The organism is Achromobacter sp. UBA5777 (assembly GCF_002418565.1).
Classification (GTDB): Bacteria; Pseudomonadota; Gammaproteobacteria; order Burkholderiales; family Burkholderiaceae_B; genus Achromobacter; species Achromobacter animicus.
This window is the reverse complement of the sequence record NZ_DIEJ01000029.1, coordinates 1-14,726: the sequence shown is the minus strand read 5'-3', so window position 1 is coordinate 14,726 and position 14,726 is coordinate 1. Positions and strand designations below refer to the sequence as shown.

The 14,726-nt window shown below is 65.1% G+C and carries 15 protein-coding genes; 13 read left to right on the top strand and 2 right to left on the bottom strand.

What is annotated here, in order from left to right; all coding sequences use genetic code 11:
• Nucleotides 1-11: 11 nt before the first annotated feature.
• Entirely contained in the window at nt 12-1,241 is a 1,230-nt protein-coding gene (locus tag B3446_RS01630; RefSeq protein ID WP_291376966.1) for a pectate lyase family protein, read from the top strand.
• 190 nt (nt 1,242-1,431) lie between these two features.
• Nucleotides 1,432-2,286: a glycosyltransferase family 9 protein gene (locus B3446_RS01625; protein WP_349680013.1), complete on the top strand. Its 855-nt coding sequence runs from the start codon at nt 1,432-1,434 to the stop codon at nt 2,284-2,286.
• 101 nt (nt 2,287-2,387) lie between these two features.
• Here B3446_RS01625 and B3446_RS01620 read toward each other — a convergent pair whose 3' ends face one another.
• Nucleotides 2,388-4,484, bottom strand: a complete 2,097-nt coding sequence (locus B3446_RS01620; RefSeq protein WP_291376962.1) for a PhoX family protein — start codon at nt 4,482-4,484, stop codon at nt 2,388-2,390.
• A 177-nt stretch (nt 4,485-4,661) separates the two neighbouring features.
• On the bottom strand, nt 4,662-5,057 hold the full coding sequence (locus B3446_RS01615) for a SecDF P1 head subdomain-containing protein (protein ID WP_191578309.1): 396 nt from the start codon (nt 5,055-5,057) through the stop codon (nt 4,662-4,664).
• Nucleotides 5,058-5,184: 127 nt separating this feature from the next.
• On the opposite strand from B3446_RS01615, the gene B3446_RS01610 reads away from it, so the two are divergent.
• From B3446_RS01610 to denD, 11 genes are all read left to right on the top strand, one after another.
• Nucleotides 5,185-5,631, top strand: coding sequence for a hypothetical protein (locus tag B3446_RS01610; RefSeq protein ID WP_191578308.1), 447 nt, complete (start codon nt 5,185-5,187; stop codon nt 5,629-5,631).
• 147 nt (nt 5,632-5,778) lie between these two features.
• Nucleotides 5,779-6,216, top strand: coding sequence for a carboxymuconolactone decarboxylase family protein (locus tag B3446_RS01605; RefSeq protein WP_175139497.1), 438 nt, complete (start codon nt 5,779-5,781; stop codon nt 6,214-6,216).
• A gap of 301 nt (nt 6,217-6,517) precedes the next feature.
• On the top strand, nt 6,518-7,141 hold the full coding sequence (locus tag B3446_RS01600; RefSeq protein ID WP_175122110.1) for an HAD family hydrolase: 624 nt from the start codon (nt 6,518-6,520) through the stop codon (nt 7,139-7,141).
• Entirely contained in the window at nt 7,138-8,019 is an 882-nt protein-coding gene (locus B3446_RS01595) for a decaprenyl-phosphate phosphoribosyltransferase (RefSeq protein WP_191578306.1), read from the top strand. Before B3446_RS01600 ends, B3446_RS01595 begins: the two co-directional genes overlap by 4 nt.
• A gap of 2 nt (nt 8,020-8,021) precedes the next feature.
• On the top strand, nt 8,022-8,360 hold the full coding sequence (locus tag B3446_RS01590) for a DMT family transporter (RefSeq protein WP_291376954.1): 339 nt from the start codon (nt 8,022-8,024) through the stop codon (nt 8,358-8,360).
• 8 nt (nt 8,361-8,368) lie between these two features.
• On the top strand, nt 8,369-9,481 hold the full coding sequence (locus tag B3446_RS01585) for a hypothetical protein (RefSeq protein WP_291376952.1): 1,113 nt from the start codon (nt 8,369-8,371) through the stop codon (nt 9,479-9,481).
• 23 nt (nt 9,482-9,504) lie between these two features.
• Nucleotides 9,505-10,656, top strand: coding sequence for a hypothetical protein (locus B3446_RS01580; protein ID WP_291376950.1), 1,152 nt, complete (start codon nt 9,505-9,507; stop codon nt 10,654-10,656).
• Nucleotides 10,657-10,802: 146 nt separating this feature from the next.
• The gene (locus B3446_RS01575; protein ID WP_291376948.1) at nt 10,803-11,441 is read left to right on the top strand and encodes an aldolase; all 639 of its coding nucleotides are present in this window, start codon (nt 10,803-10,805) and stop codon (nt 11,439-11,441) included.
• 83 nt (nt 11,442-11,524) lie between these two features.
• Nucleotides 11,525-12,847: an MFS transporter gene (locus B3446_RS01570; protein WP_409558285.1), complete on the top strand. Its 1,323-nt coding sequence runs from the start codon at nt 11,525-11,527 to the stop codon at nt 12,845-12,847.
• 39 nt (nt 12,848-12,886) lie between these two features.
• Nucleotides 12,887-13,672: a 2-oxo-tetronate isomerase gene (otnI, locus tag B3446_RS01565; protein WP_291376944.1), complete on the top strand. Its 786-nt coding sequence runs from the start codon at nt 12,887-12,889 to the stop codon at nt 13,670-13,672.
• 10 nt (nt 13,673-13,682) lie between these two features.
• Complete coding sequence (gene denD, locus B3446_RS01560) at nt 13,683-14,654, top strand: D-erythronate dehydrogenase (RefSeq protein WP_291376942.1); 972 nt, start codon at nt 13,683-13,685, stop codon at nt 14,652-14,654.
• The last annotated feature ends 72 nt before the right edge of the window (nt 14,655-14,726 follow it).

Sequence of the window (14,726 nt, the reverse complement as noted above, 5' to 3'; positions counted from 1 at the left end):
GAGCGGTTGCGATGCGACTACGAAAGACAGTGATGGTGTGGCTGCTGACGCTGACCGGCTTGTATGGCGGCGCAGCGGCCGCAAGCGGGCAATGCGCGGCGCCCGATGAACACTGCCCGTTCGTAGCCAGCTTGCTGGCGCAGCGCGAAGGATATGGCGCCAAAGCGACGGGCGGTCTGGGCGGCAAGTTCATCGAGGTGACCTCGGACCAGGACGCCGGACCCGGCACGCTGCGCGCCGCGCTGGCACAGGCCGGCAAGGGACCGGCGTGGATACGTTTCGCGTCCGACATGACGATCGTACTGAAGTCGCAGTTGCGCGTCCCGTCCAACACGACCATCGACGGCCGCGGCAAACGTGTCGCTCTGATCGACGACGGCCTGGGCGTGTATGGCGCGAAGAACGTCATCCTGACGCATCTGACGATCGACGGGCGGCTCACCCGCATCACACAGGCCGTGAACGTGGCCAACGACAGCCGCGACGTGTGGGTCGACCACATGGACCTGTCGCGGATGTCGGACCGCCTCTTGAATGTGAAGAACGGCTCGACCGACGTCACGATCTCGTGGACCAAATTCCACAATTCGAACAAGGTCATGTTGCTGAACAACATCACCTCGAAAAATTTGTTTCAAAACTATGAGCGCGATTCGATCGCGCGCGTGACGCTGCATCACAACTATTTCTTCAACACCGTGCAGCGCAACCCGCGCGCGCAGTTCGGCACTTTCCACCTGTTCAACAACCTGCTGGAGAACTGGGACTTCTACGGAATGAGTTTCAGTCTGGAGGCCAAGGCGTTGGTGGAAGGCAACATTTTCAACAACGATGCGCAGCGCAAGTGCGTGGAGCCTGAGTTTTTTCCCACGGTGGAGGGCATCAATGTCAATTATTGTCGCTATATCCCGATTGCGCCCGCGCGCAGCGCGCTTGAGAATGGCGACTCCGATCGCGGGGCCTACGAAAAGCGCAAGGCTGATCATGGCTATACCGGCGATTTCAAGGCGTTTCTGCGACTGAAGGACAACTTGTATCTGGGAGATGCGAAGCCGGTGTTGCAGGACTACCGCCCCGAGTCGGCGCCCACGCCGCCGTATTGCTACGGCTACGAGAAGGCGACGGCCGAGCTGGCCGAGAAGATCCGCAAGTTTGCGGGCAATACATCGGGCGATACGCCCCTGCCGGCCTCACGCACGGGTGCGGGTTGCCAGGCTGATAGTCACCGGCCGGGGTCTTGATTTCAGAGTTTTCCGATTGCGCGCCGTTCTGCCAGAGAGCAGGATTTCGCGCGAGATTTCACCGAGTGAGTGGTCAATGGCCGATGTCGTCGTATTCGTTCGTAGCAAGTCGCGCTACGGCGACCAGATTGTGGCGTATCCAGCGCTGTATCAAGTCAAGAAATTGTGGCCGGACAGGCAGGTGCGCGTTGTGTCCCGATTTGCCGTCGAGGACTTCTATACGCAGTTGCCGTGGGTGGACCAGTTTGTCCGCGCGGACGCGTTCGGCGCTCAGGTCCGGGCGCTTCCGCGGCGCGCCAGCGCGTCGTTGACCCTGCATCATTCCAGCGAGCGCTTTGCGCTGATCAACCTGCTGCGCCGTCCCCCGATGCGCCTGGGTTTCAGCAACCGCCGCCTTGGCGACTGTGTCTGGACGCATTCGCACGTCAAGGACGTCCGCGAATACATCGGCCTGGCGAACCTGCGGCTGCTGTCCACGGTGCAGCACCACGACCCCGAAGTCATAGCGCGCCAGTGCTTCCTTGAGATCGCACGGCCCTGCGCGGACAAGGTGCAACCGGCCGACATCGTCTTCATTCCGGGCGGTGGCGCAGGCAAGTTCAAGCGATGGCCGGTGGACCATTACGTTGCGCTGGCCGATCTGCTGCGGGCGCGGCTGGGCGGCGGGGCGACGTTCACGTTTGTGCTGGGGCCGGCTGAAGCGGCCGAGCGCGAACGCCTGCAAGCCCTGCAACGGGCGGACTTCCGGCTTGAGAGCTGCCGGCCCGTGGCCGAGCTGGTCGCGCTGATGCAGAACGCGCGCCTCATCGTCTCCAACGATTGCGGCCCCTCCCATATCGCGCAGGGCCTCTGTGTGCCCTACGTGGGCGTGTTCAACGAATCCAACCCCGAATGGTTCTGGGCCCGCGAGTACACCCGCGACGTCGTGCCCGAAACGGGATTTTCGAATATCGATTCGATTGAGCCGGGGCGGGTGCTCCAGGCTTGCATGACGGTATTGGACAAGTCACCGCAGCGATCCGGGCTTGGTCGGTGCGCCGCTTAGCCGATCACTTGCCGGCGCCTTGCGCGCAAGCAATAAAAAAAGGCCACCCGCGAGGGTGGCCTTCATTTTTGGGCAACCGGGGCGTCCCGGTCGCGCCGTCATCACACCCCGATCGGACCGCCGTCGGCGCGGCGGATCACCACCGTCGACGAACGCGGGCGGACGACGCCCGTGGTGGCGGTGGTCGCATCTTCAGTGTCGTAGGCCGGCCAGTTCACCGGGTGCTGGATGTTCAGGAAGATGCTGGTGTAGTCCGGCGTGAAGGCAAAGCCCGTGACTTCGGCTTCGTTCGGGCCGACGAAGAAGCGGCGCAGGTCGGCCTGGTTGGTCGCGTTGATGGCGGGACCCGTACCGGTGCTGTCGGCCAACGCGCCGGGGATCACGGCCAGCATCTGGTCGTTGGTCGCCTTGGCCACGTTGTTGTTGCGGCCGCCGTCGATGCCGTTGTCGGTCTGGATCCACAGGATGCCGCGCGGGTCGATGCCGATGCCGTCCGGGCTGGCCAGCTGGTTCAGCGTGGTCAGACCGGAGCGGTTCGTGTCGGCGTCGGCGCCGGCGTCGGAGCCAAACACGAAGATGTCCCACTTGAACTTGGTCGAGCCCGGCTCGTCGTGCCAGCGCACGATGTGACCGTTGACGTTGTTCAGGCGCGGATTGGCCGGGTTGGTGCCGCGGCTGGCGTTGCGGCTGGTGTTGTTCGTCAGCGTCAGGTAGATGTCGCCGTTGGTCGGGTGCGTGGCCGTCCATTCCGGGCGGTCCATCGGCGTGGCGCCGACGAAGTCGGCGGCGCCGCGGGTGTTGATGATGATGTTCTCGAGGCTGCCGAACTCATCGGCCAGCGTGCGGCCGCCGGCGCCCACGGTCGTGCCGGTGAGCGCGATCCATTGGCCCGTGCCATCGGCGTCAAAGCGCGCGACGTACAGCGTGCCCTTGTCCAGGTACTTCGCGCCCACCGCGAGACGGTCGGTGCGCTCGGCGTCCTTCGGATCCCACAGGGCTTCCGACACGAAGCGATAGATGTATTCGAAGCGCGAGTCGTCGCCGCTGTAGAAGGCGAGCGGCTTGCCGGCTTCGGGCAGGCCGTAGGCGCAGCCTTCGTGCGCGAAGCGGCCCAGCGCGGTGCGCTTGGTGGCGATGCTGTTCTCGTTGTAGGGATCGATTTCGACCAGGTAGCCGAAGCCGTTGACCTCGTTGCGGTAGTCCTGCGTGAAGTCGGCGCCGGTCTCGGTGATGTTGAAGCGCGCGAACTCGCCCTGGACTTCCAGCGGGTCGTTGGCGCCCGTTTCCCATTCGTAGCGGCCCTTGTCGTTCGGCACGCCGACGCGCTGCTGGTGCGCGGGGCGCGTGCCGGTGTTCACGAAGCAGGCGGCCCAGTTTTCTTCGGCCGTGATGTACGTGCCCCACGGGGTGTAGCCATTGCCGCAGTTGTTGTTGGTGCCGCGCACCATCGTGCCGTTGGGCGAGTACGGGGTCTTGACCCAGTCCGTGCCGCCGACGGGGCCGGCCAGCTTCATCGGCGTGGCCGACGTGAAGCGGCGGTTGTAGCGCGAGTTGTGAACGATGGTCCAGCGGCCGTTCTCAAGGCGCACGTGCAGGATTGCGACGCCGTGCGCGTTGATTTCCTTGCGGATTTCCTCGATGGGGCGCTTGCCGGCGACGGTGGTCGCGCCGTTCGGGTGCAGCGCCTTCTGGTCGATGTACTCGTGGTTGACCGCCAGCAGGCCCTCGGTGGAGCTGCCGTTGATCGGGAAGAAGTGCATGCCGTCGTGGTGCATGCCGGTGGAGTTCAGCAAGTCAGTCGAGCTGTTGTTGCCGTTGCGGTCCCACGGATTCGCGTTGTCGTTGAACGGCGTGCCCCACGGTGCGAACACATGGGCGATGTAGCCGGCCGGCACGACACAGGCGTCGGTCATGGAGGTGGGCAGGGACTCGAAGCCCAGCTTGACCGGGGCCGGCGCCGGAGGCGTTTCCGTGCCGGGCTGTTCCGGCGCGGGGTTCTGGCCACCGTTGCCGGCATCGTCGTCATCGTCGTCGCTGCCATTACAGCCGGCAAGACCAAGGCTGGTCATCGTCGCGAACGCAGCGGCGATACCGCCACGCATCACCATGCGGCGGGACATGTTCTTTTCGAGAATCTCGCTGAACGGGGTGCTCTTGCTGGGATTGCGGACGGTCTTGTCGGAGATGGACTTGCTCATTTGAACTCCTGGCTTTGGGTCTGATGCCCGATGGGGACGAGCAATACTAGAAGTCCGAAATGAAAGGTTAATGACAGATGACTGAAATTTGTGGCGCCTGCGCCATCTTGTCAAAAAAACAAAAGGCTGACGCCGCGTGCGCGGGCGTCAGCCTGGGGATGCAAGGGGTGCGCGCGTTTACCGGTTTTCGTCGTCCATCGTCAGCGCGCCGTCCTTCATGATGCCTTGCGCGATTTCTTCGGCGGACTTGCCCGCAAAGCCATGCTCGCCTGCCGTGATGCGCAGGCTATCGCCGTCCAGCGGGCTCATCAGCGTGGCCGACGACAGCAGAATGCCGTTCGCGCGAAACTGCACGCGCTGGCCCACGCGCTCGCGCGTGAAATCCGCCAGCGTCTTGACGCTGTCAGGCTTGAGCTTGATGTCGACGACGCGCGCGTTCGTGTGCGCATCGGCACCGGGCGTGACCTGCTCGACCTGCAGGGTGACGGACTCGGCGTGGGCGGCGAAGGGCAGGGCGGCGGCGAGCGCCGCGGCCAGTGCGCTGGCCAGAATAGGATGTCGCATTGATGGCATGGGGACGCTCCTTCTGATGGACGACGCTCCATCCTATACGGATCGCGGCAGACGGGGATGACCGTCTGATATATTCCTGACGAAATTTTGCCGGCGTGCGCCACGCTGGCGCCGGTGAGGAGTGACCATGCTTGCACGCGCCACCTGTCTGTTGTCCATCGCCCTGCTGACCGGTACCGCGCAGGCCGGCTCCGCGCCCGCGTCGCTGTCCTGCGTGTCCGAGAGCGGCAAGGTGGCGTTGAAGGGCGACATTCCTTCGCCGTCATCCGAAGAACTGGCGCTGACGCTGACCTATGCGACGGCCACGCTGTCGTTCACGTCGGATGAGGCGCCCGGTTATGTCGTCGCCAATTTCTCGCAGTCGGTCTTCACGCTGGTCGCGCCGGCCGACGGTCAGGCGCTGACGCTGTATGCGCTGCCGTCCACGGTGGCCGTCAAAAAGACGGCAAATGGCGACATGGCCGGCACGTTCCAGGCCAAACTGCTGGGTCCGCGTCCCGGTGGCAAGGCGGCCAGCGGTTATCCGGCGCCGCTGCAAGCCACGTTGAACTGCGACTACCGGTATTCGCTGTAAACCGCGCGCCGCAGTCACCCCCTTACATCGTCTTGCGCGAAGCCTGCCAGATTTGACGGGCGGGATGCCCCACGCCCACAATCGGCCGAACGACCACCCGATGGCGGATCTTCGATTTCCGCCGCCACCATCCCGGAGGAACATCCCATGGCAGACGCTGATCCCAAAACCCAGACACCAACCCAGGCGGAAACCCAGGCGCTGTTCGACCAAGGTCTGGAACTGCGCCGCGAAGTGCTCGGCGCCGACTACGTCGATGGCTCGATCGCGCGCGCCAACGATTTCATGATGGCGTTCCAGCACATCACGACCGAATGGTGCTGGGGCTACACCTGGGGGCGCCCCGGGCTTGAGAAAAAGACGCGCAGCATGCTGAACCTGGCCATGCTGACGGCCCTGAACCGGCCCGCCGAGATCAAGCTGCACGTCAAGGGTGCGCTGAACAACGGGGTGACGGTCGAGGAAATCAAGGAGATCCTGCTGCAGGCCACGGTCTACTGCGGCATTCCCGCGGGCCTGGACGCTTTCAAGGTGGCCAATCAGGTGCTGGAAGAGGAAGGCGCGTTCAAGGCGCAGCAGGGGTGACTCGCCCCGGCACTGCGCCGGCGCGCCCTTGAAGCTGGGGAAAAACTGAAGGCAGCGGGAAGAACGGCGGATTTCACGCGGTTCTTTCCTGCTTGCCCGCATCGGGACCGGGCTATGATGACTTGTAATTGGATGTGTTACAAGTACACAAATCTTGAAATAAACGGCACATGTTTCGTTGAGGCCCTGCGCCCATGGCGAGACTGCGTCTGACATCACGCGTTTGCGCCTTGGGCGCTGACGCATTTTCCGGCATAGTTTGTGACGGCAAGGCCCGGCCGGGTTCCGTCGCGATAGCAGTATGGCTACACAAACGCAGTTTCCCGCTCCCACGCGTGTGATCGCTGCCTTCGACTTCGACGGCACGCTCACTCAGCGCGACACATTCATTCCCTTCCTGGCCCATCTGTCGTGGGTCGGTTTGCTGGCGGCATTCGTGCGGACCGCGCCGGCGCTGACGGCGTTCGCGCTGCGTCTGCGCAGCAACGAAGACGCCAAGCAGTCGCTCTGCCGCGCCGCACTGCGCGGGCGCTCGCGCACCGAGCTGGCCCGCATCGCCCGCGCGTGGGTGCACACCATTCCGCTGCGGCCCGCGCTCATCGAGCGGCTGCGCTGGCACCAGCAGCGCGGCGACCGCTGCGTGCTGGTCAGCGCCTCGCCCGATATCTACCTCGACGACGTGGCCCGCTACCTCGGGTTCGACGACCTCATCTGCACGCGCATGGCGGTCGATGCGCAGGGCCGTCTGACCGGCGACTTTGACGGACACAACTGCTGGGGCCCTGAAAAGTTGCGGCGCCTGACCGAGCGCTACGGCGGTCCGGACCAATATGAACTGCACGCCTACGGCGACAGCCGCGGCGACCAGTGGCTCATCGACGCGGCCCAGCATGCCTGGTACCGCGGGCAGGCGGTCAAGCCATGAGCGCGCTGATTTCCCTGCTGCGTCCGCAGCAATGGCTGAAAAACGGCTTCGTGCTGATCGGCCTGATCTTCAGCCACGGATGGACGGACGCCTCGCTGGTGTTTGCCGTGGGCGTGGGCTTTGTCGCGTTCTGCCTCGCGTCCAGCGCGGTCTATGTCCTGAACGACTATCACGACCGAGCCGCCGATGCGGCGCATCCCAAGAAGCGGCTGCGCGCCATTGCCAGCGGACGGGTCGGCCTGCCCGCCGCCCGCGCGCTGATCGTCGTGCTGTTTGGCTCGGCGCTGGGCCTGCCGCTCGTGTGCGGGCTCTGGCCCGTGGCGCTGGCCGTGGCCGGCTATCTGATCCTGAACATTGCCTACACCCTGAGCCTGAAGCACAAGGTGCTGGTCGATGTGTTCTGTATTGCGGCGGGCTTCATGATCCGCCTGGCTTGCGGCACCTTTGCGGTGGGCATCATCCCGTCGCGCTGGATGCTGCTGTGCAGTTTCATGCTGACCCTGTTCCTGGGTTTTGCAAAACGGCGTGCCGAGATCGCGTCGGCGCCTCTCGATGCCCCGGCCTCGCAAGGCAGCACGCGCACCGTGCTGCGCCACTACTCGCCGCAGCTGCTGGATATCCTGGTGGGCATTACCGCCAGCACGACGCTGCTGGCGTATGGCCTCTATACGGTTGACGACGTCACGGCCGCGCTGCACGGCACGCAGCATCTGATTGTCACGCTGCCCATCGTCACCTTCGGCGTCTTCCGGTATATCTACCTGCTGTACAAGGGGGGATCGGGCGAAGAGCCAGGTCGCGATCTGCTCGCCGACAACCAGATCCGCCTTGCGGTGCTGGCCTGGGTGGCGCTGGTGGTTTTGCTGGTAAGGACGTAGACATGGCATATCTTTGGCTGATCCTCAGCGGGGTCTGCAGCGTGGTGGCCAGCGTGGCGCTCAAGGCGGCGGGGTCCGCGGCAGCGCACGGGACCACGCCCTCCCTGCTGACGCAGGCGCTGCCCTATGCGGGCGCCATCGGCGCATACGGGCTGGGCTTTGGTTTCTATGCGCTGGCGCTGCGCCAGCTCGATCTGACGCTGGCGTATCCGTTGATGGTGGCCTGCGCGATTGCGGGCGTGTTCGTCTACGGCCTGCTGTCCGGCACGGAGACCATCACGGCCATGCGGATGGCGGGCGCGGCGTTCATCGCCGTCGGCGTCTTCCTGGTCTCGAAGTAGGCGCAGCCATGCAACGCCTGTTTCAAAGTGCGTGGTATCGCGGGTTCCTGCTGTGCTGCGCCTACGTCGTCGTGGCGGCCGCCGTGATGAACGGGTTCTACACCAAGTGGCGGCTCAACGACGGCCATGCGGCGCTCGGGCTGTCGCAGATGGTCGAGGGCACGGCCCACCGTCCGTATGTGTATCGGCAGTTCGTGCCCGCGCTGGCCAACGGGATCCAGTCGTTGCTGCCGCCGGCCACTGTGGCGCGCCTGTCCGAACGTCTGGCCGAACCTCGGCGCGTGAACAGCCGTTCGGGTCTGGCGATGCGCTATCCGGCGTCCGAGGCCCTGCTGCCGGCGGTCACCTTGCGCTACCACCTCGTCTACTACCTGACCTTTGCCGCGCTGCTGGCCTCGCTGTTCGTCATGCGCCGCGTGGCGCAGCAGGCAGGGGCGGGTGGGGTGGCCGCGACGGCAGCGCCTGCGGTCCTGGCGATGATGGTGCCGTTCTTCTTGACCGAGGGCGGCTACTTCTACGATTTCGTCGAACTGCTGTTCATCATGAGCGCCGTGCTGCTGGCGCTGGGCACCTCGCGCCAGACGCCGGTGCGGCTTTGCGCGCTGGTGGCGCTGGCGGGGCTGGCGACGTGGAACAAGGAAGCCTTCTTCTTTTTCACGCCCGCCCTGTACCCGCTCTTGCGGCGCAACCTGCCGCGCCTGCCGGCGGCGGGCTTCGTGGCGGTGCTGCTGCTGGTGAGCGGTTGCGTCTATCTGGCGCTGCGCATGCGTTACGCGGGCAATCCTGGGTCTACCGTCGATTTCCAGCTTTGGGACAACCTGCGCTACTACGTTAACCCCGGCAACTGGCTGCTTACCGAGAACACCTATGGTGTCCTGCTGCCGCGCGGCTTCAGCCTCTTCAGCATCCTGGCCTTCGCGGGCATCGCCATCAATGGCTGGCCGCGGCTGCCAGAGGTCCTGCGCGGGCACGCGAAGCTGGCGCTGGCCATCAACGTGCCCCTGTTCCTGCTGTTTTGTTCGCCCGGCGAAATGCGCAATCTGAGCATGCTGTATCCGACGCTGCTGTGCCTCCTGGCGCTGGCGTTGGCAAAGTGGCTGGGGCCGCAGACCGCGCCCTGACCAGCCGTCACCCTGGAAGTCCGATGATCCGTTTTTTCAATAGCGTGGGCTACCGCCGATTCCTGTTGGCGATGCTCTATGTCATGGTCGCTGCGGCGGCCTTCAATGGTTTCTATACCAAGTGGCGCCTGAACGACGGGCATGGCCCGCATTCGCTGGCGTCCATGGTCGACGGCACCGCGTACCGGCCTTACGTGTACCGCCAGTTCGCGCCGGCCATCGCCAATGGCATTCAAGACTTGATGCCGGCCGCGACCGTCGAGCGCCTGTCCGAGCGGCTGACCGACCCGCGCCGCGTGAACAGCCGGTCAGGGTTGGCCATGCGCTTTCCCGCGTCGGAAGCGATGCAGGCGCCTGTGACGCTGCGCTATCACATCGTCTATTACCTGACCTTCCTGGCGCTGCTCGGCTCGCTGTTCGCCATGCGGTCGGTGTGCCTACGGGCGGGCGCCAGCGGCGCAGCCGCCACCGCGGCGCCGCTCGTCATTGCGTTGCTGCTGCCGTTCTTCCTGACCGAAGGCGGCTTCTTCTACGACTTCTTCGAAGTGCTGTTCATGGCGTGCGCGATTCTGCTTGCCTGGCGCATTCCGGTCGAACGCCCAGTGCGCGCGGCAGGGCGGCTGGGCCTGCTTGCCGTCGTTGCCGCGATGGCGACCTGGAACAAGGAGGCGTTCTTTTTCTATGTCGTCACGCTGTATCCCATCCTTCGGCTCAGCCTGCCGCGCCTCAAGGCTGCAACCGTCGTGGCGGGGCTGGTGTTCGTCTGCGGCTGCGTGTATCTGGCGTTGCGCGTGCGCTACGCGGGCAACCCGGGTGGTGCGGTGAGTTTCCAGCCGGGCGCAAATTTCTTCTACTTCCTGGACCCGGGCAACTGGTTCCGCACCGAAAGCACCTACGGTGTCGCGCTGCCGAAGGGGCTGAGCGCCGTGATGGTGTTGATGATCGCGGGCGTGGCCGTCACCGGCTGGCGCCTGCTGCCCGCGCCTTTCCGGCTGCACGTGCTGATGGCGCTGGCGGTCAATGTGCCGCTCTTTCTGCTGTTCGCCGCCGAGGGCGAAGCGCGCAACTTGAGCATGCTGTATCCGTCACTGCTGGTGCTGATGGCAATGGCTTTGACGGCCTGGATGAACACCGCCGCGCCGACCGCGGCGGGCGTTGATCGCGCGCAAGCGTAATCGGCGGTGCGCGGGTTTACCCCATACCCGCTCGTCGCCGAAATTTGTATGATGACCCGATAACTTCTATTCAAGAGACATCGTCGTCATGCCTGCTTCGCCGCGTCCGCTGTTCGTTGCCCGTCCCTGCAGCCCGGGGACACCTCATGACTGAAGAAGCCCGCATCCGCGAAGAGATCTGCACCATCGGCGCAAGCCTGTATGCGCGTGGCTATACGGTCGGCGCGGCCGGCAACATCAGCGCCCGGCTGGACGACGGATGGCTCATCACGCCTACCGACGCCTGCCTGGGCCGGCTGGATCCCGCCGAGCTTTCCAAGGTCGATCTGGCCGGCAACTGGGTCGCCGGCGGCAAGCCGTCCAAGACCTTGCTGCTGCATCAGGGCATCTACCGCGCCAGCCCGGATTCCCGCGGCATCGTGCATACGCATTCCACCCATCTGGTCGCGCTGACGCTCGCGGGCGTGTGGCGTCCGGAAGAGGTATTGCCGCCGATCACGCCCTACCAGGTCATGAAGGTGGGTCGCATCCCGTTGATCGGCTATCGCCGTCCGGGCGACACGCAGGCGGCAGCCGAAGTCGCCGCGGTGGCGGGGGAGGTGCGCGGCGCCTTGTTCGAACGGCTGGGGCCGGTGGTCTGGGAAAAGTCGGTGTCCCACGCGTCGTTTGCGCTTGAGGAACTGGAAGAAACCGCCCGCCTATGGCTGATGACGCAGCCGCGTCCCGAGCCGCTGACGGACGAGGCCATTGAGACCCTGCGCGCCACGTTTGGCGCCCGCTACTGATCCGCTTTTTCGTACAAAGCCTGCCGGCCGCGACAGCGCGGATCAAGGCGGCGCATTCTTGATGGAGACTGGTAATGCCCCCGATGGAACTGGCGTCCCACGCCGCGCCTGCGGCTTCGTCGCCGCCCGAGTCCCGCGAAACCGCTCGCGCATATGCCAAAGTGTTCTGGCGGCTGGTGCCGTTCCTGATGCTTTGCTATGTCATCGCCTACCTGGACCGCGTCAACGTCGGCTTCGCCAAGCTGCAGATGTCGCAGGACCTGGGCTTCAGTGAAACCGTCTTCGGCCTGGGCGCCGGCGTCTTCTTCATTGGCTACTTCCTGTTCGAGGTGCCCAGCAATCTGCTGATGCACCGGCTGGGGGCGCGCATCTGGATCGCGCGCATCATGATCACCTGGGGCATTCTGTCGGGCATGTTCATGTTCGTCGAAACCCCGACGGGCTTCTACATCCTGCGCTTCCTGTTGGGGCTGGCCGAAGCCGGGTTCTATCCCGGCGTGATTCTGTATCTGACCTACTGGTACCCGGCCCACCGTCGCGCAAAGATCATTGCGCTGTTCATGTCGGCGATTCCCGTGGCGGGCATCTTCGGCAATCCGCTGTCAGGCTGGATCATGGAGGCCTTCCACGGCATGCACGGCCTGCAGGGCTGGCAATGGATGTTCCTGATCGAGGCCGTGCCCGCGCTGGTGATCGGCGTGGTCACCGTGATGTATCTGGACAATGGCATCGCCAGCGCCAAATGGTTGAGCGACGACGAAAAAAAGTTGCTGACGCGCGAGATCGAACAGGACCAGAAGCAGACCGGCACGCAGAAGCACTCGCTGCGCGCGGTGTTCGCCGACAAGCGCGTGTGGTGGATGTGCCTGATCTACTTTGCCTTCGTCGCCGGACAGTATGGGTTGACGTTCTGGATGCCCACGCTGATCAAGTCCACGGGCGTGACGGGCGCTTTCAACATCGGTCTGCTCAGCGCCATTCCCTTCCTGTGCGCCATCGTCGTGATGAACCTGCTGGGCCATTCCGCGGACCGCCGGCGTGAGCGCCGCTGGCACCTGATCGTGCCGGCGCTGGCGGGCGCGGTGGGCTTCTCGGCGGCGGCCTCGTTTGCCGACAACACCGTGGTGTCGCTGGTGTTCCTGTCCATGGCGGCCGCGGGCGTGCTGACCTGCGCACCGCTGTTCTGGTCGCTGCCGACCGCGTTCCTGTCCGGCACGGCCGCCGCCGCCGGTATCGCCATCGTTAACTCCGTGGGCAATCTGGCCGGCTTTGCCAGCCCGTACATGATCGGCTACCTGAAGGACCTGACCAGTTCCACCGCGTCCGGCATGTACGTGCTGGCGGGCGTGCTGGTCATCGGCGCCATCGCGGTCTGGTTCACGCCGGCCAAGCTGGTCAACCGCTAGCGCGGCGTCCGCAATCACCTCTGCATCAAAGGAACCGACATGCCGCGCCTGGCCGCAAACCTCAGCATGATGTACCCGGAACATCCCTTCCTGGAGCGCTTCGCCGCCGCGGCGCGTGACGGGTTCAAGGGAGTGGAATTCCTGTTTCCCTACGATTTCACGGCGGCCGAGATCCGATCGCGCCTGGACGCGCACGGTTTGACGCAGGCCCTGTTCAATGCGCCGCCGGGCGACTGGGCGGCGGGGGAGCGCGGCATCGCATCGCTGCCCGGCCGCGAAGACGAGTTCAAACGCGGACTGGACCAGGCGCTGGAATACGCGGCGGTACTGGGCAATCGCCATCTGCACGTGATGGCAGGCCTGATCCAACCCGGCCAGGACCGCGCGGCCCACCGGGATGTCTACGTCAACAACCTGGCCCTTGCCGCGCGCACGGCCGCGAGCGCGGGTGTGACGGTGGTGATCGAACCCATCAACACGCGCGATATTCCCGGCTTTTTCCTGAACCGGCAGGACGACGCGCAGGCCATACGCGCTGAGGTGGGCGCGGACAACCTGAAGGTGCAGTTCGACATCTACCACTGCCAGATCGTCGAAGGCGACATCGCCGTGAAGCTCGAGCGCGACATGGCGGGCATCGGCCACATCCAGGTGGCGGGCGTCCCGGACCGGCACGAGCCCGATCTGGGCGAACTGAACTACCCCTACCTGTTCCAGCGTATCGACGCGCTGGGCTATCAAGGCTGGATCGGCTGCGAATATCGCCCGCGCGCCGGAACGTCCGAAGGCCTGGGCTGGGCCCAACCCTATCTAACCCATCGTTGAGCATTCCATCATGAAGATACTGATCACCGGCGGCGCCGGATTCCTGGGCCAGCGGCTGGCGCGCAAACTGCTCGAGCGCGGCACGCTGTCGCTGGATGGCGGCAAGCCCCAGCCCATCACGCAAATCGGTCTTCTGGATGTCGTGAAGGCGGATCTGCAGGACCCGCGCGTGCGCTCGCTGGAAGGCGACATCGCCGACCCGGCGGTGCTACGGCAAGCCATCGATACCGAGACGCGCGCTATTTTTCATTTGGCGGCCGTTGTCAGCGGACAGGCGGAGGCAGACTTCGACCTGGGCATGCGCATCAATCTGGACGCCTCGCGCGCGTTGCTGGAAACCTGCCGCGCGCTTGGCCACACGCCGCGCGTCATTTTCACCAGTTCCGTGGCGGTGTACGGCGGCAACATGCCCGACACCGTGCGCGACGACACCGCGCTCAATCCGCAATCGTCCTACGGCACGCAGAAAGCCATCGCCGAACTGCTGCTGGCCGACTACACGCGGCGCGGCTTCGTCGATGGCCGTGTGCTGCGACTGCCGACCATCAGCGTGCGTCCCGGCCGGCCGAATGCGGCGGCGTCGTCGTTTGCCAGCGGCATCATCCGCGAACCCCTGAACGGCGAGCCGGCAGTGTGCCCGGTGGGCGCCGACACGCGGCTGTGGCTGCTGTCGCCGCGCGGCGCGATCGCTGCCTTGATCGCGGGCTGCGAGCTGGATGCCGACGCGATGGCGGACCGGACGCCGATCAACCTGCCTGGCGTGTCAGTCACGGCGGCCGAGATGGCGCAGGCCTTGCGCGAGGTCGCGGGCGACGAGGTTGCCGACCGCATCAGCTGGCAGGCGGACGCGCGTGTCGAGCGCATCGTCGGCAGTTGGCCGGGGCGTTGGGACACGTCGCGCGCCACCCGCCTGGGCCTGACGGGCGATGGCAGTTTTGCCGACATCGTCCGCGCCTACATGGCCGACGACCTGAAGCGTTGAGTCGCCGCCTTTCCCTTTTGCATCCCGCTCCCGGACAACGAACGACATGAGCAATTCCACAGAAACACCGCG

Excerpts from the sequence above, each read along its gene's own strand:
- B3446_RS01630 (WP_291376966.1), top strand. The coding sequence starts at position 12 with ATGCGACTACGAAAGACAGTGATGGTGTGGCTGCTGACGCTGACCGGC.
- B3446_RS01620 (WP_291376962.1), bottom strand. The coding sequence starts at position 4,484 with ATGAGCAAGTCCATCTCCGACAAGACCGTCCGCAATCCCAGCAAGAGC.
- B3446_RS01615 (WP_191578309.1), bottom strand. The coding sequence starts at position 5,057 with ATGCCATCAATGCGACATCCTATTCTGGCCAGCGCACTGGCCGCGGCG.
- B3446_RS01610 (WP_191578308.1), top strand. The coding sequence starts at position 5,185 with ATGCTTGCACGCGCCACCTGTCTGTTGTCCATCGCCCTGCTGACCGGT.
- B3446_RS01605 (WP_175139497.1), top strand. The coding sequence starts at position 5,779 with ATGGCAGACGCTGATCCCAAAACCCAGACACCAACCCAGGCGGAAACC.
- B3446_RS01600 (WP_175122110.1), top strand. The coding sequence starts at position 6,518 with ATGGCTACACAAACGCAGTTTCCCGCTCCCACGCGTGTGATCGCTGCC.
- B3446_RS01595 (WP_191578306.1), top strand. The coding sequence starts at position 7,138 with ATGAGCGCGCTGATTTCCCTGCTGCGTCCGCAGCAATGGCTGAAAAAC.
- B3446_RS01590 (WP_291376954.1), top strand. The coding sequence starts at position 8,022 with ATGGCATATCTTTGGCTGATCCTCAGCGGGGTCTGCAGCGTGGTGGCC.
- B3446_RS01585 (WP_291376952.1), top strand. The coding sequence starts at position 8,369 with ATGCAACGCCTGTTTCAAAGTGCGTGGTATCGCGGGTTCCTGCTGTGC.
- B3446_RS01580 (WP_291376950.1), top strand. The coding sequence starts at position 9,505 with ATGATCCGTTTTTTCAATAGCGTGGGCTACCGCCGATTCCTGTTGGCG.
- B3446_RS01575 (WP_291376948.1), top strand. The coding sequence starts at position 10,803 with ATGACTGAAGAAGCCCGCATCCGCGAAGAGATCTGCACCATCGGCGCA.
- B3446_RS01570 (WP_409558285.1), top strand. The coding sequence starts at position 11,525 with ATGGAACTGGCGTCCCACGCCGCGCCTGCGGCTTCGTCGCCGCCCGAG.
- otnI (WP_291376944.1), top strand. The coding sequence starts at position 12,887 with ATGCCGCGCCTGGCCGCAAACCTCAGCATGATGTACCCGGAACATCCC.
- denD (WP_291376942.1), top strand. The coding sequence starts at position 13,683 with ATGAAGATACTGATCACCGGCGGCGCCGGATTCCTGGGCCAGCGGCTG.